The sequence below is a fragment of the Thalassospira sp. ABL2_045 genome, assembly GCF_056161285.1.
On record NZ_JBSWYV010000008.1, the window covers coordinates 186,272 to 212,004 of the forward strand.

Genomic DNA, 25,733 nt, shown 5'->3' on the forward strand with positions numbered 1-25,733 from the left:
ACAACATGGGGTCATCATGAGTTTGATCTTCGACGCACCTGCACCGACGACCATTCCGGTTCAGGGCTCTGACGACGTTTTCCCGGTAAACCGCATTTTCTGCATCGGCAAGAACTACGCCGAGCACGTTCGCGAAATGGGTTCTGACCCCTCGGATACTCCACCCTGTGTCTTCATGAAGCCGACCGACTGCCTGGTGGTTGACAATGGTGATTTGCCATACCCCTCGGGGACCGAAGATCTGCATTACGAGGGCGAACTCGTGGCGGCCTTGTCAAAAGGCGGCAAGGATCTGGATCGGGCCGCTGTCGAAGACGCTATTTTCGGTTATGCCGCCGGTCTTGATATGACACGCCGCGATGTTCAGGCGGGTCTCAAGGAGCGTCGCCTGCCATGGGATATGGCGAAATCCTTTGATGGCTGTGCGGCCATTTCCGCCATCCGGCCCAAAGCCGACGCAGGCAATCCGCATGCGACCAATCTGAAACTGTCGGTCAATGGCGATGTCCGACAGAACGATACCACGGCCAAAATGATCTGGCCGGTGGTTGATGCGCTGATGCACCTTTCGACCCTGATTGAGCTCAAGGCGGGCGATCTTCTGTTTACCGGAACGCCCGAAGGCGTTGGTCAGGTCGTGCGCGGGGATCGCATGGATCTGGTGATTGCCGATGTTGCGGACCTGTCCGTTACCTTGAAATAGGACGCGCGGCGGATCGTGGGTCAGGAGCCCATGTCGAAAAGCCACTCCTTAAAAGTATGAAAACGGAGCCCGTTTTGAAAATCGTAAGCTGGAACATCAATTCCGTTCGTCTGCGTATCGAACAGGTCGTCAAGTTCCTTGAAGAACAGCAGCCTGACGCGCTTTGCCTGCAGGAATTGAAATGCCCGGATGAGCATTTCCCCCATGATGCCTTTGAAGCGGCGGGCTATGTGCATCGCCATAATCACGGCATGAAAAGCTATAACGGGGTTGCGATTGTATCGCGCCTGCCGTTCGTTGAAACCGATATCAAGAATTTCTGTGGCAAGGAAGATCGCCGTCACTGCATGGCGAAGTTTGAAAACGGTGTCGAACTTCATAACTTCTATATCCCGGCGGGCGGCGATGAACCGGACCCGGCAATCAATGAAAAGTTTGCCCACAAGCTGTCTTTCCTTGATGAAATGACCAGCTGGTGGCGTGAACGTCGCGCCGCCAACCCGGATCGAAAGGCGGTTCTGGTGGGCGACTTCAATATTGCCCCATCGGAAAATGACGTCTGGTCGCACAAGCAGCTTTTGCGCGTTGTCAGCCACACCCCGGTCGAGGTGGAAATTCTTGAGAAATTCCGCCAGTCAGGCGATTTCATCGACGCCGTACGCGAAGTGGTGCCGGAACCGGAAAAGCTGTTTAGCTGGTGGAGCTATCGTGCGCGCGACTGGCGCAAGAGCAACAAGGGACGTCGCCTGGATCATGTCTGGATGACGCCCAATATGGCCGGAACAGTCCGCACGGCATCTGTCTATGATCCCGCCCGAGACTGGGAAAAACCGTCGGATCATGCCCCCGTTGTGGTTGAATTCAACCTCTGACAAAAGCGCGATCAAACCAAACGAAAACAGCGGATCAGGGAAACCTAATCCGCTGTTTTGTCATGTGAAATAACTTGATTGTCAGGCAGATCAGCGCAACTCTTCTGGTTGAACGAAACCAGATGCGTGCCCATTTGATTTCATAGGGATGAAACTCACGCAGTTTCGGTGGCTCACTACGCAGGATACGGGCAATGAAAAAGATACTGATTGGTCTGGCCGCGATCATCGTTTTGGTCGTTGGCGGGCTTGTATATGTATACGTCAATCTTGATGACATCGTGAAATCCACCATCGAAGAGGCTGGCACGCGTGTGACCTTGGCCGATGTCACGGTTGACGGGGTATCGATTGAAACAACGCAAAATACCGCTGCCATCAACGGGCTTGTGGTGGGGAACCCGGACGGGTTCAATAGCGATTATGCGTTCTCGCTTGGCAATATTTCGGTCCGGCTTGATGGCACGACCCTGACCAGCGATACCATCCGTATCATCGAGGTTGTTGTTGATTCACCCAGCGTAATTTACGAACTCGGCAATGGCAGTTCAAACATCGCCACCATCCAGCGCAATGTTGAAGCCTTTGTTCAGCGTGTCTCCGGCCCGACCGGTGCGGGCGGGGCAGACGGCGAAGCGTCCGGCGGTGGTGCCGCGGATGAAGGCGGGACCAAGATCATTATTGATGATGTCTATGTTCGCAATGGCGATGTCGGCGTATCGGCAGGCTTCCTGCAGGGCAAGAAACTTTCGACCAGCCTGCCTGAAATTCATCTGAGCGATGTTGGCAAGGACGATGGCGGCGCAACCCCGGCCGAAGTCGCGGGCAAGATCCTGACTGCGATCAACACATCTGTCTTCAAGGCAGTTTCCAGCCTGAATGTTGATGGTTTGATGCAGGGTGTCGGTGACCTTGGCAAAGGAGTGGTTGGTGCGATCGGTGGTGCCGCCAGTGGCGGTGGCGCTAAGCTGAAAGATGGTGCTGATGCGCTTGGTGGTGCAGTGAAGGGACTGTTTGGCGGCTCTTCGGACTAGCACCAATTGATCGTATTGATCTTATTTGATCTTCGGCCCGACGGATGAACATCATGCGTCGGGCCGTTGTTGTTCAGGGGTATCGGGCATCCGTCTTGACCACGTCGCAGGCGGGACATGATGTTGGCTGTTTTTGAATTTTCTCTATCCCACTGCTTTTTTCCATGAATTTGACTTCTATATATTTCTGGATAGGGATTAAGTATATCCACAATCTGTGTTGTCTTGGGGCGCTTGACCATGAGCTTGGGGCTGGTCGGCATTCGGGGTCAGGTCTTTGATCTGATTGATAACAAGAACGGCACGGAAACTGACGGGTCACAAGGCCCGCAACGATGGCCAGAAAAGACGTTGGGAACAAACGTCACCGGGCCTGAAAAATGGGAACGGGATCCCGATAGTCGGTAAGACCAAGGAGTAAAACCGATGAAAGCTAAACTGCTTGCCGTTGTATCCGCCGCTGCCTTTTTGAGCGCGTGCGCAAACATGAACATTCCAAGAGTACGCGAGATGGCCGACGAAGGGTCGGCTTTTGACGCGGCTCTTCACCAGAATTACGCTGATCTTGCCCAGGCCGAGTACGACGAAGCCGATTGGTCGGATGCGCGTTATTTCACCAACCGTTCCAAGACCGCGGCCATGGGCATGGATGCCGGTCCGCAGGAAATCGCCGAGCGTAACCTGCCCGAAGGCACCATGGCCGAGGTTGAGGTTGCCCGCGCGGATCTGATGTCTGCCCTTGAGGCTGGTGGTCGTGAAAAGGCGGCAAGTGCTGCTGCCCGTGCGCAGACCGGTTTTGACTGCTGGCTGCAGGAACTCGAAGAAAACATCCAGCAGGAAGACATCGATAATTGCCGTTCGGCCTTCTATCAGGCCCTGGCGATTGTTCAGGCCGAACTTGATACCGCACCTGCCCCGATGGCAGCGATGCCGATGCCGGTTCCGATGAATGTCTATTTCGGGTTCGACAGTGCCGAGGTCAGTGACAAGGCGATGTCTGTGGTTGATGGTATCGTTGAAGCCTATGGAAAATATGACCCGGCAATGATCAGCCTGGCTGCTTATGCTGACCGCGCTGGCGATGCAATGTATAACGACATTCTTGCCAAATCGCGTGTCGATGCGGTGGTCAAGGAATTGCGTGATGCCGGTATCCCGGCAAGCAAACTGATCATCAGCATCAGCGGTGAGTCCAATGTGCCGGTTACGACCGCTGATGGCGTTGCTGAACAGGGCAACCGCGTTGTGACGGTTACTTTCGAAGACGGCATGTAAGCACGTCGAACCAAAAAGGGGATTTCATCCATGCGTCTATTGATCGCACTACTTCTGCCCTGGTTGCTTTTCTTTACCATCGGGCGTCCGATTGCCGGCATCATCTGCCTGATCTTGCAGATCACGCTGGTCGGTTGGGTTCCAGCCGCAATCTGGGCTGTTTACTCGCTCAGCCAGTATAACACCGACAAGAAAATCAACAGCGCAATGGGTGGTGGTCAGGACTGACCCGCCCTGTCCGCCAGATGGCAGGCAGCCGCAAATCCAGAAACAGAAGGCAGGCTTTCGAGCCTGCCTTTCTTTATTGGGCCGAGCAGTCTTTATTGAAGCTTGCGGCGCACACCACCGATGAACCGGCCAATCAGACGCGAGATCACAAATCGGGTGACAAAAAACGTCACTGCACTGGCAACGGATGGCCAATACCATGCCTCGATCTCCGGGCGGGTGCTTTGTTCGACAAGGCCATAGATGACGGCTGCCAGCGCCCCGGCACCGAGGAACGCGGTGCGACGCCGGTACCGCGCGATGAAGCGACCAATCAACCACATGAGTTCGGCCCCTAGTGCTGCCCGCCGCCGATATCGCGGGCAAGGCGCGCGGCGAAATCATCGGTCATGCCCGATACATAATCGAGAATGACCAGATACAGATCATAAAGAGACGCCCCAACAGGCATGGCATCATTGCCGATCAGCTCGCGCACCCGACCGGCACGATAGGAAATATCGGCTTCTGATCTGGCGTGGTGGACGTCAAGCGCGGTCTTGCAAAACGTCTCAAGCAAGGTTTCGAGATGGGCAAAGGCGCCGACTTCGATCTGGACCTTGCGACGGTTTAGAATGATCTGCTTTTCCGAGAATGACTTGGCTTGTGCGATCAAATCGTTATAGGGCCCATCAGCACAGGCCAGCAGATCGCCCTTCCATTCGCCAGCCAGAAGAGCTTCTTCGTTGGCGACAAATGCGTTTACCAATGCATCAAGCAAGCCCGTCATGATCTTGCCGCGCAGGAAGGAAATCTTGCGGCTGGAATTGGGCTCCCAGGCGTATTCGGCAGGAAGGTCATCAAAGATGCAGGGCAGAAGCATCTTTTCAAGGACATCAAACTCGACGAGTTCAAGTTCCACGCCATCCTCGATATCGATCAGGGCGTAGCAGATATCATCCGCCGCCTCGACGAGATAGACCAGCGGGTGACGACAGAATGACTGATCCCCGGTTCGAATCAGGCCAGTGGCATCGGCGACATCTTCGAGCAGGGAAAATTCCTTTTGAAAGGCGCCGAACTTCTTTTTGTGCGGGAAGGGGCTTCCGGCCGCCGACCAGGGATATTTCAGGAAACTGGCCAAGGTCGCATAAGTCAGGCGCATACCACCGTCATACAGACCAGTCCGTTTGTTGGTCAGAAGGCGGAAGCCCTGCGCATTTCCCTCATAGGTCGTCAAATCGGCAAACTGTTTAGCACTCAGGCTTTGGGTGTATTCCGGGGCTGCATCAACAAACCATTGGCGAATGGCATATTCACCAGCATGGCCAAAGGGCGGGTTGCCGATATCATGGCACAGGGCTGCGGCCTGCACGATGGCGGCCATGTGGTCGGGCTCAATTGCGTCGGGCAGGCTGCCCTTTTCATGCAACTGATGTCCCACCATCAGGCCGAGTGAGCGTGCGATACAGGAGACCTCAAGGCTGTGGGTCAGGCGGGTATGGACATTGTCATTTTCGGGTAGGGGATGGACCTGTGTCTTGCGCTGCAGGCGGCGAAAGGACGCGGAAAAGATGATGCGGTCATAATCCTTGTGGAAATCTGACCGGCCAAACGGCCCGACACTGGAATGACGGGTGCCAAGGCGCGCCGGTGAAAGCAGTTTTTGCCAGTTCATCATCGCTGTCATCGTGTTTCGCGCCTTCCGGTCGGACTTGGGTTCTTCGCTATCTGGGATGTTTATGCCGCTTGTTGGTAAATAAGCATTTTAAATTCTGCGATACACCAAAAGAAAACGGCGCATCAGATGATGCGCCGTTTTGCAAAGATCGGATTTTTGCGGTGATCAGGCACCGAGACCCTTTTCCATCACCAGATCAAGGCGACGCGCGAAGCTGACCGGATCGGGCAGGGCTTCGCCTTCAAGAATGCGGGCCTGATCAAGCAGCAGCAGGGCTGCGTCATTCAGGATCGGGGCCTTGGCATCCTTGGTGGCGATATCAGACAGCTTTTTGATCAGGCTGTGCTTCGGATTGATTTCAAGGATACGCGGGCTGACTTCATCCACACGATTGTGCTGTTTCATCAGGCGTTCCATGCGCAGATCCATGCCCATTTCATCGGCAATAAGACAGCAGGCCGAGCTGGTCAGGCGATCAGATTCGCGAACATCCTTGATCCCGTCGCCAAGGGCGAGCTTGATGGCGGCAATCAGGGCAGATGCATCGCTTGCATCCTCGTCCTTCTTGTCGTCCTTGTCGGCATCCTTGTCATCGGACTTGATGTCATTGAGGTCCGCACCGCCACGGGTGACCGACTTGAAGTCTTTTTCTTCAAACTGTCCAACAGACGGCATCCAGAACTCATCAACCGGATCGGTCAGAAGCAGGACCTCGATCCCCTTGGCAGCAAAGCCTTCAAGCTGCGGGCTGCGTTTCAGGGCGTCGATATCTTCACCGCTGATGTAATAGATCGCCTTCTGGCCTTCCTTCATGCGTTCGACATACTCAGAAAGGGTGGTCCAGCCATCCCCATGGGTCGAGCGGAACTTGGCGATCTTGAGGATACGGTCCTGATGGGACTGGTCTTCGTAAAGGCCTTCTTTGACGACCGCGCCAAAGTTCTCCCAGAAGGTCTCAAACCCTTCGGCGTCGTTTTTGGCAGCCTTTTCAAGTTCGGACAGGACCTTTTTGGTCAGGCCGTTCTTGATTTTGGTCAGCAGCGGATGGTCCTGGAGCATCTCGCGCGAGACGTTAAGCGGCAGGTCCTGACTGTCGACCACACCGGACACGAAACGCAGCCAAGGCGGCAGAAGCTCGTCCGCGCCTTCGGTGATGAAGACCTTGCGGACGTAAAGCTTCAGATGGCCTTTGCGCTGCGGATCATAGAGATCGAACGGGCGCATGGTGGGCAGATACAAAAGGCCGGTATATTCAATGGCACCCTCTGCCTGATAGTGGATGGTTTTCCACGGATCATCAAAGGCATGCGAGGTGTGTTTGTAGAATTCCTTGTACTGTTCTTCGGTGATTTCGCTTTTCGGGCGGGTCCAGAGTGCGGACGCCTCATTCAGTGTTTCATCGCCATCGCCCTTCATCAGAACCACCGGAATGCCGATATGGTCGGAATAGGTTTTGACGATATGGCGCAGACGGTGTTCGTCTGTGAATTCCTTGTTGTCATCGCTCAGATGCAGGGTGATCTGGGTGCCGCGACCTTCCATGTCGGCATCAGTGATGGTGTACTCACCCTTGCCATCAGATGACCATTTCCATGCCTGATCTTCGCCCGCCTTGCGGCTGACGACTTCGACCTTGTTGGCAACCATGAAGGCGGAATAGAAACCGACACCGAACTGACCGATCAGATCGACATCCTTGGCATTCTCGGATTTGGAAACAGCATCAAGGAACTTGGCCGTGCCCGAATTGGCAATGGTGCCAAGGTTTTCGACAAGGTCTTCCTTGTTCATCCCGATCCCGTTATCGGCAATCGTCAGAACATTACGAACATCGTCGGTAAGCAGGCGCACCTTGAAGTCGGCATCACCAGCGAGCAGATCCGGTTTCGCAATCGCTTCATAGCGCAGCTTGTCGCAGGCATCAGAAGCGTTGGAGATCAGCTCGCGCAGGAAGATATCCTTGTTGGAATAAAGCGAATGGACAACGATATCGAGCAGTCGGCTGACTTCCGCCTCGAACCGCATTTTTTCTTCCGTCATGACCTCTTTTTTCTCCTTTGTTTCAAGCGTCTGTCAGTCTCCTCCGATATTGGCAGAAGAACCGACACCTCAACGGCTTAAACTTTAAACCGGGCTTGATATGCGTCAACGCATCTTGCAGCGCAAGTCTTGTATCCTAAGTATAAAGAAAGACGGTTTTATTACAGGGACGCAGACAGAATTTTGGAAGCGTTCCTGAAAGTCCCCGAGCCGTTAAAAAACAGGCCGGGTTAATCGGCAGGGTGCAATGCCCTGTCCTGCGTCCAAGGCTTTAAACAGGAGGCCGTACCATGAAGGTTCCCGTTCAAATCACCTATCGTGATGTTGATCAGTCTGATGCGCTGGACGAGCGTATCCGTTACAAGGTGGAAAAACTGGAAGAGACCTTCGATCGCATGACCAGTTGTCATGTTGTGGTGGAACGCCCGCAAGCTTCTCATAACCATGGAAACCGCTTTGCCGTGCATTTCGGCATCCATGTGCCGGGCAAGGAAATCATGGTGAAACGCGACAGTGCAGATCATGCACATGAAGATGTCTATATCGCGCTGAAAAACAGTTTCCAGGCGGCACGTCGGCAGCTTAAGGAATATGCCGACAAGATGCGAAACCACTAAGGTTTCAGAACGTCTGAAAGACAAAGAAAACGGGGTGACCATCTGGTCACCCCGTTTCGCATAAAGGCCCCTGGATCCGGGGGCAAAGGGTGGTGCATCAGCCCGTCCCTGCCAGGGGTGGGGGAGCTTTTCAAACAGGGGTGGGCTGATGCGAGGCCGACGGGTGTGACGTCGGTCAGGACGCGGTTCAGGATGCTATGGCATCAAGCAATTGCAGCTTGGCATGCGGATAGCGGGCTTCGCGAAGGGCACTGGCCCACCATTTCAGATCCGTCATCATGTGATGCAGGGCGGCGTTGGTGCCTTCAATGTCTTTTGGCTGCCCGGTTTCATCAAACTTGTCATGGGCATGGGCAAAGCTGATGACGTCGCGCATGGTCACGACATGCAGTTCGGCAAAGACCAGTCGCAGTTGTTCGACCGCACGCAATCCGCCCGACATCCCGCCATAGGAGACAAAGGCAAGCGGTTTGCGTTTCCATTGCGGTTTGGCGGCATCAATCAGCAGCTTCAATTCGCCCGTAAAACTGTGATTGTATTCTGGGGTGACGACGACAAAGGCATCGGCCTCCGCAAGCGAAGCTTGAAGGTCTGCAACACCAGGGTGCTCCGCTCCGACATGGCGGGATGGCAGATCAAGCTTCGCAGGGTCGATCAGATCAATCGATATCTCATCATCGTGCTTCAGGGTTTCGACGACCCAATTGGCGACTGTTTCGCCAAAGCGTCCTTCGCGGGCGCTGCCAAGGATGACGGCGACATTGTATGTCTCTTTCACAACGCTCACTCCTGTTGTTTTCTGTTCAATGGTTCTTGTTCTAGAACTTCAACAAAGGTTAAGGTCAAGTGCGAAACTGCATGAATGTGAAATGTCGGCGAGGGCGAGGAAAATGGCGGAAAAGGGCGTGTTGCAGCGCTATTTGAGTGTTGGTGAAGTCGCAAGCCGCTGCGGCATTGCGGTTTCGGCCGTGCATTTTTATGAACGCAAGGGCCTGATCAGTTCGATCCGAACGGATGGCAATCAGCGCCGGTTCCATCGCGGTGTGTTGCGTAAACTCGCCATTATCAAGGTCGCGCAGAAGACAGGCATCCCGCTTGCGGAAATTGGCGCTGCCTTTGAGGAACTGCCGCGCAATACGGTCCCCACAGCCAGAGACTGGGAACAGCTTTCATCGCAATGGCGCGATGATTTGAATGAACGGATCGATCAATTGACCCGTTTGCGCGATCAGCTGGGGCAATGCATCGGCTGTGGCTGTTTGTCGATTTCGGCCTGCCCGCTTTATAACCCGAATGACGCGCTGGGCGGTGATGGCCCAGGCGCCAGATTGCTCGAACTTGAGGACGAATAGGCACGTTTGCCAGCACCCCCGTGATCTGTGGATTTTGAAACGCTTTGAGCAGGGCGGTGATCGCGGGCAGAAAGCTTGACATCGCGCCGGATCGCGTGTTGAAAGGCCTCTTGATTGCGACGGCCCGGATCATTGGGCTGTCGATTGGAAAAGTTTGATGCAGATTTCAACCCGAACCGGTCCTCGTATCCTTGCCATATTGGGGCCGACCAACACCGGCAAGACCCATCTGGCCATGGAACGGATGTTGGCGCATACGACCGGGATGATCGGGTTCCCGCTCAGGCTTCTGGCACGCGAAAACTATGATCGCGCGGTCGCCAAGGTCGGCAAGGGCGCGGTGGCGTTGATCACCGGCGAAGAACGTATCCTGCCCAAAACGGCACGCTATTTCCTGTGCACGGTCGAAGCCATGCCGGTTGCCAAGCAGGTCGATTTTCTGGGGATTGATGAAATCCAGATGTGCGCCGATCCGGAGCGCGGCCATGTCTTTACCGACCGGCTTTTGCACGCGCGCGGTCGTCATGAAACCATGTTCATGGGGGCGGAAACCATCCGCCCGGTAATCCGCAAGCTGGTTGATAATGTCGAATTTGACCGCCGGGAGCGGTTTTCGACCCTGAGCTATAACGGGGCGAAGAAAATCCAGCGCCTACCAGCCCAATCCGCCGTGGTGACATTCTCCGCACAGGAAGTCTATGCGGTTGCCGAACTGGTCCGACGTCAAAAGGGCGGGGCGGCCGTGGTTCTCGGCGCGCTTAGCCCGCGCACGCGTAATGCCCAGGTCGAGATGTTCCAGAATGGCGAGGTCGAACACCTGATCGCGACCGATGCGATTGGCATGGGGTTGAACCTTGATCTCAACCATGTCGCCTTTGCGGCCATGAAGAAGTTTGACGGCAAGTTCAACCGCGGCCTGACGGCAGCCGAAACCGCGCAAATCGCAGGCCGTGCCGGTCGTCACATGAATGATGGCACCTTCGGGGTGACCGGGAACCTTTCAGGCATTGATCCCGATATCATCGAACAGATCGAAGATCACGAGTTCGAACCGCTTGCCAAGGTGTTCTGGCGTAATGCGCGGCTTGATTTCCGCACCGTCGGTGCGCTTCAGAAATCGCTGCGTCGGCGATCGGACGATCCGACCCTTATTCTGGCGCGCGAACCGGTGGACGAGATCATGCTTGATCATTTGGCGCGCAATGAGGATGTCGCACGCATCGCGACTGCCCCCGACCGGGTGCAGTTATTGTGGGAAGTCTGCCAGATTCCCGACTTCAGAAATATCCATACCGATGCCCATCCAAGGCTGCTAACATCTATCTATCGCTATCTTGCGAAACCCGGAAGCAAACTGCCCATCGACTGGTTGGGAGAACAAATCTTGCGTCTGGATCGTTATGATGGTGATATTGATCAGTTGTCATCACGTTTGGCAGGTATTCGCGTCTGGACATATGTATCGCACAAGCATCACTGGCTCGAAGATGCCAATCATTGGCAAGAACGCACGCGGGCCATTGAGGACAAGCTCTCAGATGTGCTACATGAACGCCTGACCCAAAGGTTCGTTGACAGACGAACCTCGGTTTTATTGAAAAGTCTCAAGGACAAGTCTGAACTCATGTCTACCATCACTGCGAATGGTGAAGTACAGGTCGAAGGTGAATTTGTCGGCCGTCTTGACGGATTCCGTTTCATTGCTGATGAAACCGATGCTGCTTTTGAAGGCAAGGCAATCGCCAGTGCCGCACGTCGCGCGTTGACCGGCGAAATCGCCCAACGTGTTAAACAACTTGAAACTGACGAAGACGACAAGTTCGCAGTGAATGGCCAGCTTGAAGTGCTATGGAATGGTGCGCAGGTTGGTGTGCTGAAAAAAGGTGACACGGTTCTGTCACCCGAAGTTCATGTCATCGATAGCGAGTTCTTTGACGGTCCGACCCGCGAACGGGTCCGCACCCGTCTGCAGAATTTCATCAATGCCCATATCGAAGCGCGTCTGAAGATGCTGACCCGCCTGCGCGATTGTCAGTTGTCCGGACCGATTCGCGGTCTTCTGTTCCAGCTGAACGAAGGTCTGGGCTGTGTGCCGCGTTCGGAACTCGAAAGCCTGGTCAAGGACCTGTCTGACGAAGACCGCAAGGCACTTGCCAAACTTGGCGTGCGTCTTGGTGTTGAAACTGTCCATGTGCTTGATGCGCTCAAACCCGATCCGGTTGAGCTGCGCGGCATTCTTTGGGCGGTTGCGCGCGAACTGGAAGCTTTGCCGGAATTGCCGCCAGCGGGTCGTACGTCGGTCCCGAATGACCGTGCGAATTCCAAGGGGTTCTATCTTGCGGCTGGTTACATGCCGGTTGGCCCGCTTGCCGCACGCGTGGATATGTTGGAACGCTTTGCTGCCCTTCTGCGTCAGAAGGCGCGTGAAAATGATGGCAAGGTGCGCCCGGATCCCGATCTGCTGTCGCTTCTGGGCTGCACGGTCGAGCAGGCCGAAGGTGTATTCACCGCCCTTGGCTGGCGTGCCGAGGTAACCAAGGTCAAGAAATCCGAGCTTGAAGCCAAGGAAGCCGAGAAAAAGGCCGAGGAAGCTGCCAAGGCAGCCAAGCCTGAGGCCGAAAAGGCAGAAGGTTCTGAAGCCGCTGCAACCGAAGCCAAGGCCGATGCCCTGGCAGAGGAAGCTGCTCCCGCTGAGGCAAAGGCTGAACCGACAGGTGCTGCTGCTGACGCATCTGCGGCTTCGACCGAAGAAACAGCTGCTGAAACCCCGGCGGTCGAGACCGATGCCGATGGTGACGAACTGGTCGAAGTCAAATACTTCGTCCGTGTTGATCGTCGCAAACGCGGTGGTGGTCAGAACCGTGGTCAACGTGGTGGCCCGCGTCAGGAAGCACGCGGTAAAGGCGGCCCGAAAGGCAAGGGCGGCAATCGTCCGAACCAGGGCGGCAAAGGTGGCCGTGGTGGCAAGCCGGGCGGCGGTCGCAACCAGGCACCGGAAAAGGCCAACCAGATCAACGAAGATTCGCCATTTGCCAAGCTCAAGGAAATGCTTGAAGCCAAGGGCTGATCGTATCAGATATCATGCGTTGTACGGCGACCCTTGCGGGTCGCCGTTCTGCTTTCCAAGTGTATAATATCCCGTTGATTGCAGGAAATCGGTGGCCGTGACGGAACAGGCAGAAAAGCTTCGGATTGATAAATGGCTTTGGCATGCGCGGTTCTATAAAACCAGATCGCTTGCCAGCAAGGCATGTCAGGCTGGCCATATTGTTCTGAACGGTCAATCTGTATCGAAGGCCAGCGTCATGGTGGTGGCCGGTGATCGCCTGCAATTCTTTCAGGGACCGCATTTGCGCGTGGTCGAGGTCGTCGCCCTTGGCGAACGTCGCGGTCCCGCGCCCGAGGCACAGACGCTATATAGCGATCATTCCCCACCGAAAGTTCCGAAAATGGATGTCGCATCCGATATCCGCACCGCGCCGGTTGCGAAGCGCGAAGCCGGGGCCGGACGCCCGACCAAGGCCGAACGTCGCGCACTCGACCGGCTGCGTGGCGACGACAGCAATGCATAGCATGCGTTGGTATAGACAATCTTTATACCGCAACTGATCAAGACCCGCCAAGGCGGGGTAAGATGGTTCACATCAGGTTGTATTCTCGCCACGATCTTCTTGCGTTGAATGGGGCAATCGGGTATGTATCCTATCTCATTGTATATATCCCACACTTTGGTGTGGTGGATTTTGTGAGGTTCGGGAGCTCGCCAGCCTGATGAGACGTCGGTCTCGATTGAATATCGGTACATTGTCGCACCTGCGGACAGGCCGCTTTGCGTTGTTAATCACGGCTTTGGTGATCAACCTGCTTACGCTTGCCTTGCCGATCACGCTTTTGCAGGTCTATGATCGCGTATTGCCGCACAGCTCCATCCCGACCCTGACCCTTTTGATTTTCGGGGTGCTGGGCGCGCTTGTCCTTGAGGCGGTCCTGCGCCTTGGGCGCGCTTTTATCTCTTCGTTGTCGGCGGCAAAGTTCGAGCATTACAGCTCGCAACAGGCGGTCGGGCACTTGCTTTCGGCCAGTCTGACCGACTATGGCAAGACTGCACCTGGCTTGCATCTTCAGCGGCTTAACAGCCTTAACATGCTGCGTGACTTTTATTCCGGGCAGGCGATCGGGGCGGTGGTTGATCTGCCCTTCATCGTTTTGTTCCTGACCCTGATCGCAGTGATTGGCGGGCATCTGGTATTTGTGCCGCTTGGCATTCTTCTGGCGTTCTTCCTGACGGCAATGTTTCTTGGGCGCGATCTTCGTGGTGCCCTTGATGATCGCAGCCAGTCAGATGAACGGCGCTATAACTTCATTATTGAGACCCTGACCGGCATCCACACCATCAAATCGATGGCGATGGAAAACCTGATGATCCGTCGCCACGATCAGTTGCAGACACAATGCGCCGGGGATGACTTGCGCGCAGCCCGGTCGGCCCATGCAGCGGTCAATGCCAGCGCGACCTTTTCGATGTTGACCATGGTGCTGGTGGCCGCCATTGGCAGTGTGCTTGTGATTAACGGCGAACTGACGGTTGGTGGACTTGCCGCGTGTACGATGCTTTCGGGCCGTTCGATCCAGCCACTTCAGCGCGCCATGACCTTGTGGACGCAATTCCAGAACATTCGCGTTGCCCGGCAGCGGGTCAACGAGCTGTTTGAAATCGAAGAAGAAGATGCGCTGGGCTCGGCCGACATGCCGTTGCTTGATGGCAAGATCGAACTGCGCAATGTCGGGTTCTCGCATGCCGATGGCAAAAAGATATTCGAGGACCTTGATCTGGTTGTTGAACCGGGCGACTCCATCGCGATTACCGGCGATAACGGGACCGGCAAGACAACGCTTTTGTGGTTGCTGATGGGGGCCTTGCGTCCGGATCGTGGCGAAGTGCTGCTCGATGGCAGGGACCCGGCAGACTACACCGCCGAATCCACCCGCCGTCAGATCGCCTATCTGCCCCAGCATGGCGTGATGTTCAAAGGTACAATCCTTGAAAACATTACCGGTTTTCGCAAGGAAATCGGCGTTGAACGCGTGATCGAGATTTCGCGTCGCCTGGGCCTTGATGACATCGTCATGCGCATGCCCGAAGGCTATGACACCGAAGTTGGCGGGCAGGCATCGGAAACCCTGCCGCGCGGGGTCAAGCAACGCATTGCCGTGGCGCGGGCCCTGATTGACTATCCGCGTATTGTCCTGTTTGACGAAGCCAACAGCTCGCTTGATATCGCGGGTGACAACATCATGACCAGCCTGATGGTGGAGCTTAAAAAGCACTGCACGCTGGTGATGGTATCGCATCGTCCATCCCTGATTGCGATGGCCAACAAGCAATACCGTCTGATCGACAAGCATCTGGTACCGGTTTTGCGACGCACGAATAAAACCACGGATGCAGCCAAGGATGCCGGGCGTCCGGCCTCTTCCGGGACGGGGGCACGATGAAAAAGCTCGAAAACATGGACTTCGCGCTGAATTACCGTATGGGGCTTGCCAGCACCGATGCGCTTTCGGATTTCGACGCCTGTGTCTGGCCGTTGCTTCAGGCGCTGGGATGGCGGGGATTGCCGCGTCAGGTTGCCGAAGCCCTGCCGCATATGGACCAGGCGCTTGATCTGACCGATTTCCGCAACGTCATGGCGCATCTGAACTATCAATCGCGCGAAATCGATGCGACGCTTGATCAGATTGATGAACGTCTGATGCCCTGCCTGTTCGTCCCGGACGAAGGTACCGCCCTTGTCGTGATCCGCCCTGAAGAAAACGGTGTGCGGGTCTTTGATGGCGGCACGGACCGGGAATTCGTCATCAAGCTTTCGGCGTTACCAGGCAAGATTTACCAGTTCTCTGCCGCAGACCGACGCGAACGCTATTTCGAGGACGACAAGCGTGGCTGGTTTGGTGGCATTGCCGACCGGTTCTCTGGGCTCGGGTATCAATTGCTGGCCATGACGTTTGTTCTTAACATCATGGCGCTGGCCACCCCGATCTTCATCATGGGGATTTATGACCGGGTGATTGGCACGCGTTCGATCCCGATGCTGATCCAGTTTTCCATCGGGATCGGGATTATCCTGATCCTTGGCTGGATTTTGCGCACGCTCAGAAGCCAGATCGTCAGCCATTTTGGCGCGCGGCTTGACACGTTGGTCAGTGGCGCCATTTTCGAACGGCTTTTGTCCCTGCCACCGGCCTTTACCGAACGCGCACCGGTGGGTGTGCAGATTTCGCGTATCCGCGATTTTGAGAGCGTGCGTGAGTTCTTTACCGGGCCGATGGCACTGGTGATGATGGAAATGCCATTTGTGCCGCTTTTCCTGATTGTCATGTTCTATCTTGGCGGCTGGCTTGCCCTGATCCCGATTGCGCTGATTGGGGTGTTTGCCCTGATCGGGATTGTCGCGTTTCCGATCGTCGCACGGCGTGTGTCCGAACTTGGCCGCCATGGCGCAAACCGTCAGGAGTTTCTGGTGGAAACCGTTGGCAAGATGTCGGCGCTGAAATACACCGCATCGGAAAAACGCTGGCTGGCACGGTTCCGCGATATTTCGGCTGACACCGCCTATGCCGGTTATCGGGTGGCGATGGTCAATAACGTGATCAACACATCTGCCCAGGTTTTGATGATTACATCGGGCGCACTTGTTCTGGCCTTTGGGGCGCAGCGGGTGATGGATGCGCAAATGAGTGTCGGTGCGCTGGTGGCGTCAATGATGCTGGCCTGGCGGGTTCTGGGGCCGATCAATCAGGCGTTTCTCGGCATGCCGCGTCTGGCACAGCTGCGCGGCAGTGTACGTCAGATCAACCGTCTTATGACGATTGCACCCGAAGGCGATCTTGTACCGCGCTCGGTCGAACAGCATCGTTTTGAAGGCGCTGTAACCTTCTCGCGTGTCAGTTTCCGCTACACCGCCGATTCCGATCCCGCCCTGATGGGGGTTAATTTCGAAATTAAACCGGGGCAGGTGGTTGCCGTGGTTGGTGCCAATGGTGCGGGTAAATCATCGCTGATCAAATTGATTGCCGGCATGTATCAGCCGCAAGCGGGGGCGGTCCTGATTGATGGTGCTGATATCCGTCAGATGGATCCGCAGACCCTGCGTCAGGCGATTTCCTATGTGCCCCAGGATATCGAGTTCTTCCGTGGCTCCATCGCACAAAACCTGCGGCTCGCCAATCCGGTGGCGTCCAGTGATGATTTGCGCATGGCCTGTATGGCGGCAGGCATCCTTGATGAGGTCGAAGCCCTTCCGAACGGGTTCAAAACCCGTGTTGGCGATCAGCATTCATCGCGCTTCTCGGCCAGCTTCTTGCAGCGGTTGGCGCTGGCACGCGCGCTTGTGCGTGAAGCGCCGATTATTCTGTTTGATGAACCGACCAATGGTCTTGACCAGCGCGCAGACCGTGCCTTCCAAAGCACGATCAATCGCCTGCGCGGCGGGTCGACCATCTTTTTGATTACCCATCGGCCAAGTCATCTGGATTTGGCGGACCGCATTCTTGTTCTTGATGGCGGACAGTTGCGCGGGGATGGCCCGCCCGCCCGCATCAAGCAGCAAGTGATAGACGGAGGCTACCTATGAGTGACGCAGCAGTTCAGGATACCGCGATCGAGCGGTTCAAGCGCTCCCGGCGGATGGCGCGATATCTTTCGCATGCCGTGTTGCTCGAAGAGGGGGGCATTTCCGTCTTTGTGCGTTCTGCGATGGTGATGCTTTCGGTTGGCTTCCTGGCCCTGGTGGCCTGGTCGGCCACGACTGAAATCAAGGAAACCGCGATCACGTTTGGCCAGGTCATGCCGACAAGTGCGGTCAACAAGATCCAGCATCTTGAAGGCGGCATCATCGAACAGATCATGGTGCGTGATGGTGATCTTGTCGAACAGGGGCAGGTGCTTGTCCGGCTTAAGGCCGATGGCGCCCAGGCGGAGCTTTCGCAAACCGAAACCCGTCTTGGCAATTTGCAACTTGAAGCCGAGCGTTTCCGCGCCCTTGCCGAGGGGCGCGAACCCGATTTCGCAAGCCTGTATGAACGCTATCCGGAACTCGCCCGCAATCAGGCGGAAATCTATCGCATTCAGACCGAACTGGATGCCAACCAGAATGAAATCCTTCAGGTCCAGATCAAGGAACGCAATGCCGAACTGGCCCAGCTGAGCGAACAGGAAGCAACCCTTCGCAAGTCGGTTGATTTGCTAAGCCAGGAAGTGACCATGCGTCGCTCGCTCTATGAGCAGGGGCTGAATTCCAAGGTGCTGTTTCTCAATATCCAGCGCGAGCTGAACGAAGCACAGGGCAATCTTTCCGGCGTGGTTGCCGAACAGGCACGTGCACGCGAAACCATTGCCGAGGCCAATCTGCGGCTGAATGAACTTGAAAAAAGCCAGCGCGAAGAAGCCATTACCGAGCTTGGCCGTCTGGGTGGGGAAATCGCCCAGGCCCGTGAGGCGCTGCGCAAATTGCGTGACCGTGTGGCCCGGCTTGAAATCGTTGCGCCGACGCGCGGTTATATCAAGGGCCTGCAATTCACCACCATTGGCGGGGTGATCGCCCCGGCACAGGTGGTGATGGAGCTGGTCCCGGTTGATGATGTCCTGATTGCGGAAACCCGGATCTCGACCGAGGATATCGGCCATGTTCATCTGGGCCAGCCGGTCACGGTCAAGGTCAGTGCCTTTGACTTCATTCGCTATGGCGGGATCGAGGGTGAACTGGTATCGATTTCGGCCTCTACTTTTGTTGATGAAGATGGACGTCCGTATTATAAGGGCAAAGTTGCGCTTAATGACGACTCTGTCGGCGAGGGTGCGACAGCTCAGAAGATCATACCCGGGATGACGGTTCAGGCCGATATTCAGACCGGGGAGCGTACGCTTCTTCAATATCTTTTGAAGCCGGTTTATGTCTCTCTTGATCAAGCGTTTAGCGAACGCTGAGCAGAGTTTCTGGTCCCGCTGGAAATGGCTTCATTTCTACTGCCTGGCCGTATATTTCACTGGTTGTACCAGTGGTTCTATACTATAGTATAGATGTGTGGGGCGAGCCTATCCTGTCCTACGCTTTACGGAGAATGGGTTAGATGGCGGACGATCGCAGCAATTCTGAAAACGCACGTCCTGATGACGGTGGTCGGGGGGATCTTGACCATCAGGCCGCACCAGAAGATCTGGAGCGCTCGCTCAGTCAGGATGGTGAGAGTGACGAACTGGTCGAATTGCATGACGACCAGGACAGTTCCGCACGTCCGCAGGAACAGGAATTGGGATCGGTGCATTACGGCACCCAGATCCACAACCCCCAGGCCGAAGAACAGCAGGCCTTCCGCCGCCAGAATGCCGCCGCCCAGCGCCAGGAACGCACCCAGGCCGAAGAGGCAACCGAACAGCAGACCCTGTCGCTCACCGAAAATGCCGAGATTGAAAACAATCTCGATACCGGCGCGGATACCTTCCAAAGCAACCTTGGGAATGCCAGCGCGGATGAAATTTCCCTGCAGTCCGAGCCCAGTGCGGTTGATATGCCGGAAGTTCCGCAGTCGACCAATGACACCAACGAACTGCGCGGCGATCGCGAAGATGATAGCCCGAACGTTGACGAAGGCCTGCGGCCCGATTTCATCGCACCCGTGGAAGAAGTACCGGCCGAAGAAGCCGCTGTCGGCGATGACACGCTTGAAGAAGATGATGAACTGCTTCTTGAAGACGAAATCGACACCGAAGATGAGATCGAGATTGAAGAACCCAAGGTCGCCGATGCGCCGACGCTCAGCGCTGATGATGTGACGGGCGCCGAAGACAGCGCGATCACGCTAGATCTGTCAACGTCGCTTAATGATCAGGATGGCGGCAGCGAAACGCTCTCGATCACGATTTCCGGTGTCCCGGACGGGGCTGTCCTTTCGGCTGGTACGGATAATGGTGATAGCACATGGACGCTCACGCCGGGTCAACTGAGTGGCCTGACCCTGACGCCACCGGAAGATTTCAGCGGCAGCATAGAGCTTGATATCTCGGCGACCAGCCGTGAAGCCAATGGCGATACGGCAACAAGCAGCTCCAGCTTCACCATCGACGTTACCGGTGTCGCCGACGGCGCAACGCTTGACGTTTCCGATGCCAGTGGCCGCGAAGACAGCGCGATCGCGCTTGATATCGATACCGAACTTCTCGACGGCAGTGAAAACCTCGCCATCACCATCGAAGGCGTCCCGGATGGCGCAACGCTATCTACCGGCACCGATAATGGCGATGGGACCTGGACGCTCGATGTTGATCAGCTCGAAGGCCTGACCATCACGCCGGCTGAAAACTTCAGCGGCGATATAGACCTCTCCGTTCTGGTCTCGACCACCGATGGCGATGACAGCGCCGTTGTGATGGAAAACCTCACCGTCGAGGTCGAAGGTGTCGCCGATGCACCAACGCTTGATGTGAGCGACGCAAGCGGCGGCGAGGGTACCGCAATTGCGATTGATATCGACGCGGGTCTGACGGACAGTTCCGAAACGCTGACAGTCACGATCAGTGGTGTTCCGGATGGTGCGACGTTGTCCGCTGGTACGGATAACGGTGACGGTACTTGGACGTTGGGTTCGGATCAGCTTGACGGTTTGACGATCACGCCGGCGGAAGACTTCAGTGGGTCGTTTGATCTTGGTGTAACCGCGATCTCGGCGGATGGATCGGATGTCGCGACCACCACTGACAGCCTCACGGTTGACGTGGCTGGCGTTGCTGATGCACCGACGCTGGATGCCAGTGATGCAAGTGGTAATGAAGACAGCGCCATTGCGCTGGACATCGATGCAGGTCTGACCGATGGCTCTGAAACCCTGACCATAACGATCAGCGGTGTTCCGGATGGTGCGACCTTGTCGGCGGGCACCGATAATGGTGACGGCACTTGGACGCTGGGTTCGGATCAACTTGATGGTCTGACGATTACACCGGCTGAGGACTTCAGCGGCTCGTTTGACCTTGGTGTGACGGCGACCTCGGCCGATGGTTCCGACGTCGCGACTACAACCGACAGCATCACGGTTGATGTGACCGGTGTCGCGGATGCCCCGACGCTCGATATGTCTGATGCATCTGGCAACGAAGACAGTGCGATTGCACTGGATATCGACGCTGGTCTTACGGATTCCAGCGAAACGCTGACCGTGACCATTAGCGGCTTACCAGAAGGGGCAACCCTGTCGGCGGGCACCGACAATGGAGATGGCACCTGGACGCTGGGGTCGGATCAGCTTGACGGTCTGACGATCACACCGGCTGAAGACTTCAGTGGGTCGTTTGATCTTGGCGTGACGGCGACGTCGGCAGATGGGTCGGATGTTGCAACTAGTACCGATAGCATCACCATTGATGTAACCGGTGTCGCAGATGCCCCGACCCTCGACGTCTCTGATGCGAGCGGCAGCGAAGACTCAGCTATCGCGCTCGACATTGCCGCTGCGCTCACTGATTCGAGCGAGACCCTGACGGTGACCATCTCCGGCGTTCCGGACGGGGCGACCCTGTCTGCCGGTGCCGACAACGGAGACGGCACTTGGACACTAGGTTCCGACCAGCTAGAAGGTCTGACGATCACGCCGGCTGAGGACTTCAGTGGTTCGTTTGATCTTGGCGTGACGGCGACGTCGGCTGATGGTTCTGATGTGGCAACGACGACGGGTTCGATCACAGTCGATGTTGCTGGCGTTGCAGATTCCCCGACACTGGATGTCAGTGATGCCTCCGGCAACGAAGACAGCGCGATTGCTCTGGATATTGATGCGGGTCTTACCGACAGTTCCGAAACTCTGACGGTGACCATTTCTGGCGTTCCCGACGGGGCTACCCTTTCCGCCGGGACGGATAATGGTGACGGCACCTGGACGCTGGCATCGAGCCAGCTTGACGGTCTGACGATTACACCGGCTGAAGACTTCAGTGGGTCGTTTGATCTCGATGTGACTGCGACGTCGGCGGATGGCTCCGATGTTGCGACCAGCACGGGTTCGATCACGGTCGATGTTGCAGGTGTTGCTGATGCTCCGACGCTGGACGTTAGCGATGCCTCCGGTAACGAAGACAGCGCCATTGCTCTCGACATTGACACCGGTCTCACAGATTCCAGCGAAACCCTGACGGTGACCATCTCCGGCGTTCCGGACGGTGCAACCTTGTCGGCTGGTACCGATAATGGTGATGGCACCTGGACGCTGAGCTCCGACCAGCTTGAAGGTTTGACCATTACGCCCGCTGAAGACTTCAGCGGTTCGTTTGATCTGGGTGTGACGGCAACGTCTGCTGACGGTTCGGACGTTGCAACCACCACCGGTTCGATCACGGTTGATGTTGCCGGTGTTGCTGATACGCCGACCCTCGATGTATCCGACACCTCTGGCAACGAAGACAGCGCGATCGCGTTGGATATTGATGCTGCGCTTACTGATAGCTCTGAAACGCTGACCGTGACGATTTCTGGCGTTCCCGACGGTGCGACTTTGTCTGCTGGCACGGATAATGGTGATGGCACCTGGACGCTGGCATCGAGTCAGCTTGAAGGTCTTACGATCACGCCAGCTGAGGACTTCAGCGGATCGTTTGATCTTGGCGTGACCGCGACGTCTGTCGATGGCTCTGATGTCGCAACAACAACCGGTTCGATAACTGTTAATGTGGATGGTGTTGCGGACGCTCCAACTCTTGATGTCAGTGATGCCTCTGGCAACGAAGACAGCGCGATTGCCCTCGACATTGACGCCGGTCTCACCGACTCCAGCGAAACCCTGACGGTAACCATCTCCGGTGTTCCGGACGGCGCGACTTTGTCTGCAGGTACCGATAATGGCGGCGGCACCTGGACGCTGGGCTCTGATCAGCTCGAAGGCTTGTCCATTACGCCAGCAGAAGACTTCAGCAGTTCGTTTGATCTTGGTGTGACTGCGACTTCGGCAGATGGCTCTGATGTCGCAACGGCTACCGACAGCATCACGGTCGATGTTGCCGGCGTGGCTGATGCCCCAACCCTCGATGTCAGTGATTCTTCGGGTAACGAAGATAGTGCAATTGCTCTGGATATTGATGCAGGTCTGACGGATTCCAGTGAGACGCTGACCGTGACCATCTCCGGTGTTCCGGACGGTGCAACTCTCTCTGCCGGTACCTATAATGGTGATGGCACTTGGACCTTGGGTTCGGATCAGCTCGAAGGTCTGACGATCACGCCAGCTGAGGACTTCAGTGGCTCGTTTGATCTTGGTGTGACTGCGACCTCTGCCGATGGTTCGGATGTCGCGACCACGACCGACAGCATCACGGTTGATGTTGCCGGTGTTGCTGATACGCCGACGTTGGATGTGTCGGATGCCTCCGGCAACGAAGACAGTGCGATTGCGCTTGATATCGACGCTGGCCTGACGGATAGCTCTGAAACGCTGACCGTAACGATCAGCGGCGTGCCTGATGGTGCGACCCTGTCTGCGGGTACAGATAATGGCGACGGTACCTGGACGCTCGGCTCCGACCAACTTGAAGGTTTGACGATTACGCCAGCTGAGGACTTCAGCGGTTCGTTTGATCTCGGTGTGACCGCGAGGTCTGCGGATGGATCTGACGTTGCAACGACGACCGGTTCTATCACGGTCGATGTTGCGGGTGTGGCGGATGCACCGACGCTGGACGTCAGTGATGCATCCGGCAACGAAGACTCAGCTATTGCCCTCGACATTGACGCTGGCCTGACCGACAGCTCTGAAACCCTGACGGTGACCATTTCCGGTGTGCCGGACGGCGCGACGTTGTCTGCGGGGACCGACAACGGTGATGGCACCTGGACGCTGGGGGCCGACCAGCTTGAAGGTCTGACGATCACACCGGCGGAGGACTTCAGTGGATCGTTTGATCTTGGCGTGACCGCGACCTCTGCCGATGGGGCGGATGTTGCAACCACGACGGACAGCATTACCGTTGATGTTGCTGGCGTCGCGGATGCGCCGACCCTTGACGTATCCGATGCAAGCGGCAACGAAGACGGCGCGATTGCCCTCGACATTGACGCTGCGCTCACTGATTCGAGCGAAACCCTGACTGTGACGATCAGCGGCGTTCCCGATGGTGCAACCCTGTCGGCAGGCACCGACAATGGTGACGGCACCTGGACGCTGGGCTCCGACCAGCTCGAAGGTCTGACGATCACGCCGGCTGAGGATTTCAGTGGCTCGTTTGATCTTGGCGTGACGGCAACGTCGGCGGATGGCTCTGATGTTGCGACGACGACCGGTTCAATCACGGTCGATGTGACTGGTGTTGCTGACGCTCCGACGCTGGACGTCAGCGATGCCGCTGGCAACGAAGATTCAGCTATCGCTCTTGATATCGATGCAGGACTGACGGATTCCAGTGAGACTTTGACCATCACGATCAGCGGTGTTCCGGATGGCGCAAATCTGTCTGCCGGAATGGATAACGGCGACGGCACTTGGACACTGGGCTCGGATCAGCTTGAAGGTTTGACGATCACGCCGGCTGAGGACTTCAGTGGTTCGTTTGATCTCGGTGTGACCGCGACCTCTGCGGATGGATCTGACGTTGCAACGACGACTGGTTCGATCACGGTCGATGTTGCTGGTGTGGCTGATGCCCCGACGCTGGATGTCAGTGATGCCTCTGGCAATGAAGACAGTGCAATTGCACTCGATATCGACGCCGGTCTGACCGACAGCTCTGAAACGCTGACGGTAACCATGTCCGGTGTTCCGGACGGCGCGACTTTGTCTGCTGGTTCTGATAATGGTGATGGAACCTGGACGTTGGGTTCGGATCAACTTGAAGGGCTGACGATCACGCCGGCTGAAGACTTCAGTGGCTCGTTTGATCTTGGCGTGACCGCGACCTCTGCTGATGGCTCTGATGTTGCAACGACGACCGGTTCTATCACCGTTGATGTCACAGGTGTCGCTGATGCGCCGACCCTTGATGTGTCGGATGCAAGCGGCAACGAAGATTCCACCATCGCGCTTGATATTGGTGCGGGCCTGACAGATAGCTCCGAAACGCTGACGGTCACGATCAGTGGTGTTCCGGACGGAGCAACCCTGTCTGCCGGTACAGATAACGGAGACGGCACTTGGACACTGGGCTCCGACCAGCTCGAAGGTCTCACGATCACGCCAGCCGAGGACTTCAGCGGATCGTTTGATCTTGGTGTAACCGCGACCTCTGCCGATGGTTCGGATGTTGCAACAGCAACCGATACGTTGACGGTTGATGTCACGGGTGTTGCGGATGCGCCGTCACTCGATGTGTCTGATGCTAGTGGTAACGAAGACAGTGCCATTGCCCTTGATATTGATGCTGGTCTCACCGACAGCTCTGAAACGCTGACGGTCACCATCTCCGGCGTTCCGGATGGCGCGACTTTGTCGGCGGGGACGAATAATGGCGATGGCACCTGGACGCTGGGTTCAGATCAGCTTGAAGGTTTGACGATTACACCGGCTGAGGACTTCAGTGGCTCGTTTGATCTTGGCGTAACGGCGACTTCGGCAGATGGTTCTGACGTTGCAACGGCAACCGATACCCTGACTGTCGATGTATCTGGTGTCGCTGATACGCCAACACTGGACGTCAGTGACGCTTCGGGTAACGAAGATAGTGCCATTGCGCTTGATATTGATGCTGGTATGACGGACAGCTCCGAAACCCTGACGGTCACCATCTCCGGTGTGCCTGATGGAGCGACCTTGTCTGCCGGTACCGATAATGGTGACGGGACCTGGACGTTGGGTTCAGATCAGCTTGAAGGTTTGACGATCACGCCGGCAGAGGACTTCAGTGGCTCGTTTGATCTTGGCGTAACGGCGACTTCGGCAGATGGTTCTGACGTTGCAACGGCAACCGATACCCTGACTGTCG

The 25,733-nt window shown here is 56.3% G+C and carries 17 protein-coding genes; 13 read left to right on the forward strand and 4 right to left on the reverse strand.

The genetic code is table 11. The annotated features are described in order from the left end of the window. Window positions 1-16 precede the first annotated feature (16 nt). The 5 genes from ACXAIA_RS13225 (at window position 17) to ACXAIA_RS13245 (ending at window position 4,112) form a co-directional block, all read left to right on the forward strand. Window positions 17-703, forward strand: a complete 687-nt coding sequence (locus ACXAIA_RS13225; protein ID WP_475349730.1) for a fumarylacetoacetate hydrolase family protein — start codon at window positions 17-19, stop codon at window positions 701-703. A gap of 74 nt (window positions 704-777) precedes the next feature. Next, complete coding sequence (gene xth / locus ACXAIA_RS13230) at window positions 778-1,575, forward strand: exodeoxyribonuclease III (protein ID WP_167722490.1); 798 nt, start codon at window positions 778-780, stop codon at window positions 1,573-1,575. A gap of 194 nt (window positions 1,576-1,769) precedes the next feature. Continuing rightward, window positions 1,770-2,609 (forward strand): AsmA family protein, encoded by an 840-nt coding sequence (locus ACXAIA_RS13235; protein WP_475344680.1) that lies wholly within the window; start codon window positions 1,770-1,772, stop codon window positions 2,607-2,609. Window positions 2,610-3,035: 426 nt separating this feature from the next. Beyond that, window positions 3,036-3,884 carry an OmpA family protein gene (locus tag ACXAIA_RS13240; RefSeq protein WP_475349731.1) on the forward strand — a complete coding sequence of 283 codons (849 nt, stop codon included), beginning with the start codon at window positions 3,036-3,038 and terminating at the stop codon, window positions 3,882-3,884. A gap of 30 nt (window positions 3,885-3,914) precedes the next feature. Beyond that, window positions 3,915-4,112, forward strand: coding sequence for a YqaE/Pmp3 family membrane protein (locus ACXAIA_RS13245; protein ID WP_167722486.1), 198 nt, complete (start codon window positions 3,915-3,917; stop codon window positions 4,110-4,112). A 92-nt stretch (window positions 4,113-4,204) separates the two neighbouring features. Here ACXAIA_RS13245 and ACXAIA_RS13250 read toward each other — a convergent pair whose 3' ends face one another. From ACXAIA_RS13250 to htpG, 3 genes are all read right to left on the reverse strand, one after another. Then, the gene (locus tag ACXAIA_RS13250; RefSeq protein WP_475349732.1) at window positions 4,205-4,435 is read right to left on the reverse strand and encodes a hypothetical protein; all 231 of its coding nucleotides are present in this window, start codon (window positions 4,433-4,435) and stop codon (window positions 4,205-4,207) included. Window positions 4,436-4,446: 11 nt separating this feature from the next. Further along, window positions 4,447-5,781 (reverse strand): deoxyguanosinetriphosphate triphosphohydrolase, encoded by a 1,335-nt coding sequence (locus ACXAIA_RS13255; protein ID WP_475349733.1) that lies wholly within the window; start codon window positions 5,779-5,781, stop codon window positions 4,447-4,449. Between the two features lie 156 nt (window positions 5,782-5,937). Further along, window positions 5,938-7,812, reverse strand: coding sequence for a molecular chaperone HtpG (htpG, locus tag ACXAIA_RS13260; protein ID WP_475349734.1), 1,875 nt, complete (start codon window positions 7,810-7,812; stop codon window positions 5,938-5,940). 290 nt (window positions 7,813-8,102) lie between these two features. On the opposite strand from htpG, the gene ACXAIA_RS13265 reads away from it, so the two are divergent. Next, entirely contained in the window at window positions 8,103-8,429 is a 327-nt protein-coding gene (locus ACXAIA_RS13265) for an HPF/RaiA family ribosome-associated protein (protein ID WP_475344701.1), read from the forward strand. Between the two features lie 187 nt (window positions 8,430-8,616). On the opposite strand, the gene ACXAIA_RS13270 is transcribed toward ACXAIA_RS13265, so the two are convergent. Next, window positions 8,617-9,207 (reverse strand): NADPH-dependent FMN reductase, encoded by a 591-nt coding sequence (locus ACXAIA_RS13270; protein ID WP_475349735.1) that lies wholly within the window; start codon window positions 9,205-9,207, stop codon window positions 8,617-8,619. Between the two features lie 112 nt (window positions 9,208-9,319). Between ACXAIA_RS13270 and soxR the strand changes: the two genes are divergently transcribed. The 7 genes from soxR to ACXAIA_RS13305 all read left to right on the forward strand — a co-directional run. Further along, the gene (soxR, locus tag ACXAIA_RS13275; RefSeq protein ID WP_475349736.1) at window positions 9,320-9,781 is read left to right on the forward strand and encodes a redox-sensitive transcriptional activator SoxR; all 462 of its coding nucleotides are present in this window, start codon (window positions 9,320-9,322) and stop codon (window positions 9,779-9,781) included. A gap of 157 nt (window positions 9,782-9,938) precedes the next feature. After that, a complete protein-coding gene (locus tag ACXAIA_RS13280) occupies window positions 9,939-12,848 on the forward strand; it encodes a helicase-related protein (RefSeq protein WP_475349737.1) in 2,910 nt (969 codons plus the stop codon). A 97-nt stretch (window positions 12,849-12,945) separates the two neighbouring features. After that, window positions 12,946-13,353 (forward strand): RNA-binding S4 domain-containing protein, encoded by a 408-nt coding sequence (locus ACXAIA_RS13285; RefSeq protein ID WP_475349738.1) that lies wholly within the window; start codon window positions 12,946-12,948, stop codon window positions 13,351-13,353. A 199-nt stretch (window positions 13,354-13,552) separates the two neighbouring features. Next, window positions 13,553-15,277, forward strand: a complete 1,725-nt coding sequence (locus ACXAIA_RS13290; RefSeq protein ID WP_475349739.1) for a peptidase domain-containing ABC transporter — start codon at window positions 13,553-13,555, stop codon at window positions 15,275-15,277. Further along, entirely contained in the window at window positions 15,274-17,415 is a 2,142-nt protein-coding gene (locus ACXAIA_RS13295; protein WP_475349740.1) for a peptidase domain-containing ABC transporter, read from the forward strand. Before ACXAIA_RS13290 ends, ACXAIA_RS13295 begins: the two co-directional genes overlap by 4 nt. Beyond that, on the forward strand, window positions 17,412-18,767 hold the full coding sequence (locus ACXAIA_RS13300; protein WP_475349741.1) for an HlyD family type I secretion periplasmic adaptor subunit: 1,356 nt from the start codon (window positions 17,412-17,414) through the stop codon (window positions 18,765-18,767). Before ACXAIA_RS13295 ends, ACXAIA_RS13300 begins: the two co-directional genes overlap by 4 nt. A 143-nt stretch (window positions 18,768-18,910) precedes the next feature. Next, a partial coding sequence (locus ACXAIA_RS13305) for a beta strand repeat-containing protein (RefSeq protein WP_475349742.1) occupies window positions 18,911-25,733 on the forward strand: 6,823 nt, incomplete at its 3' end.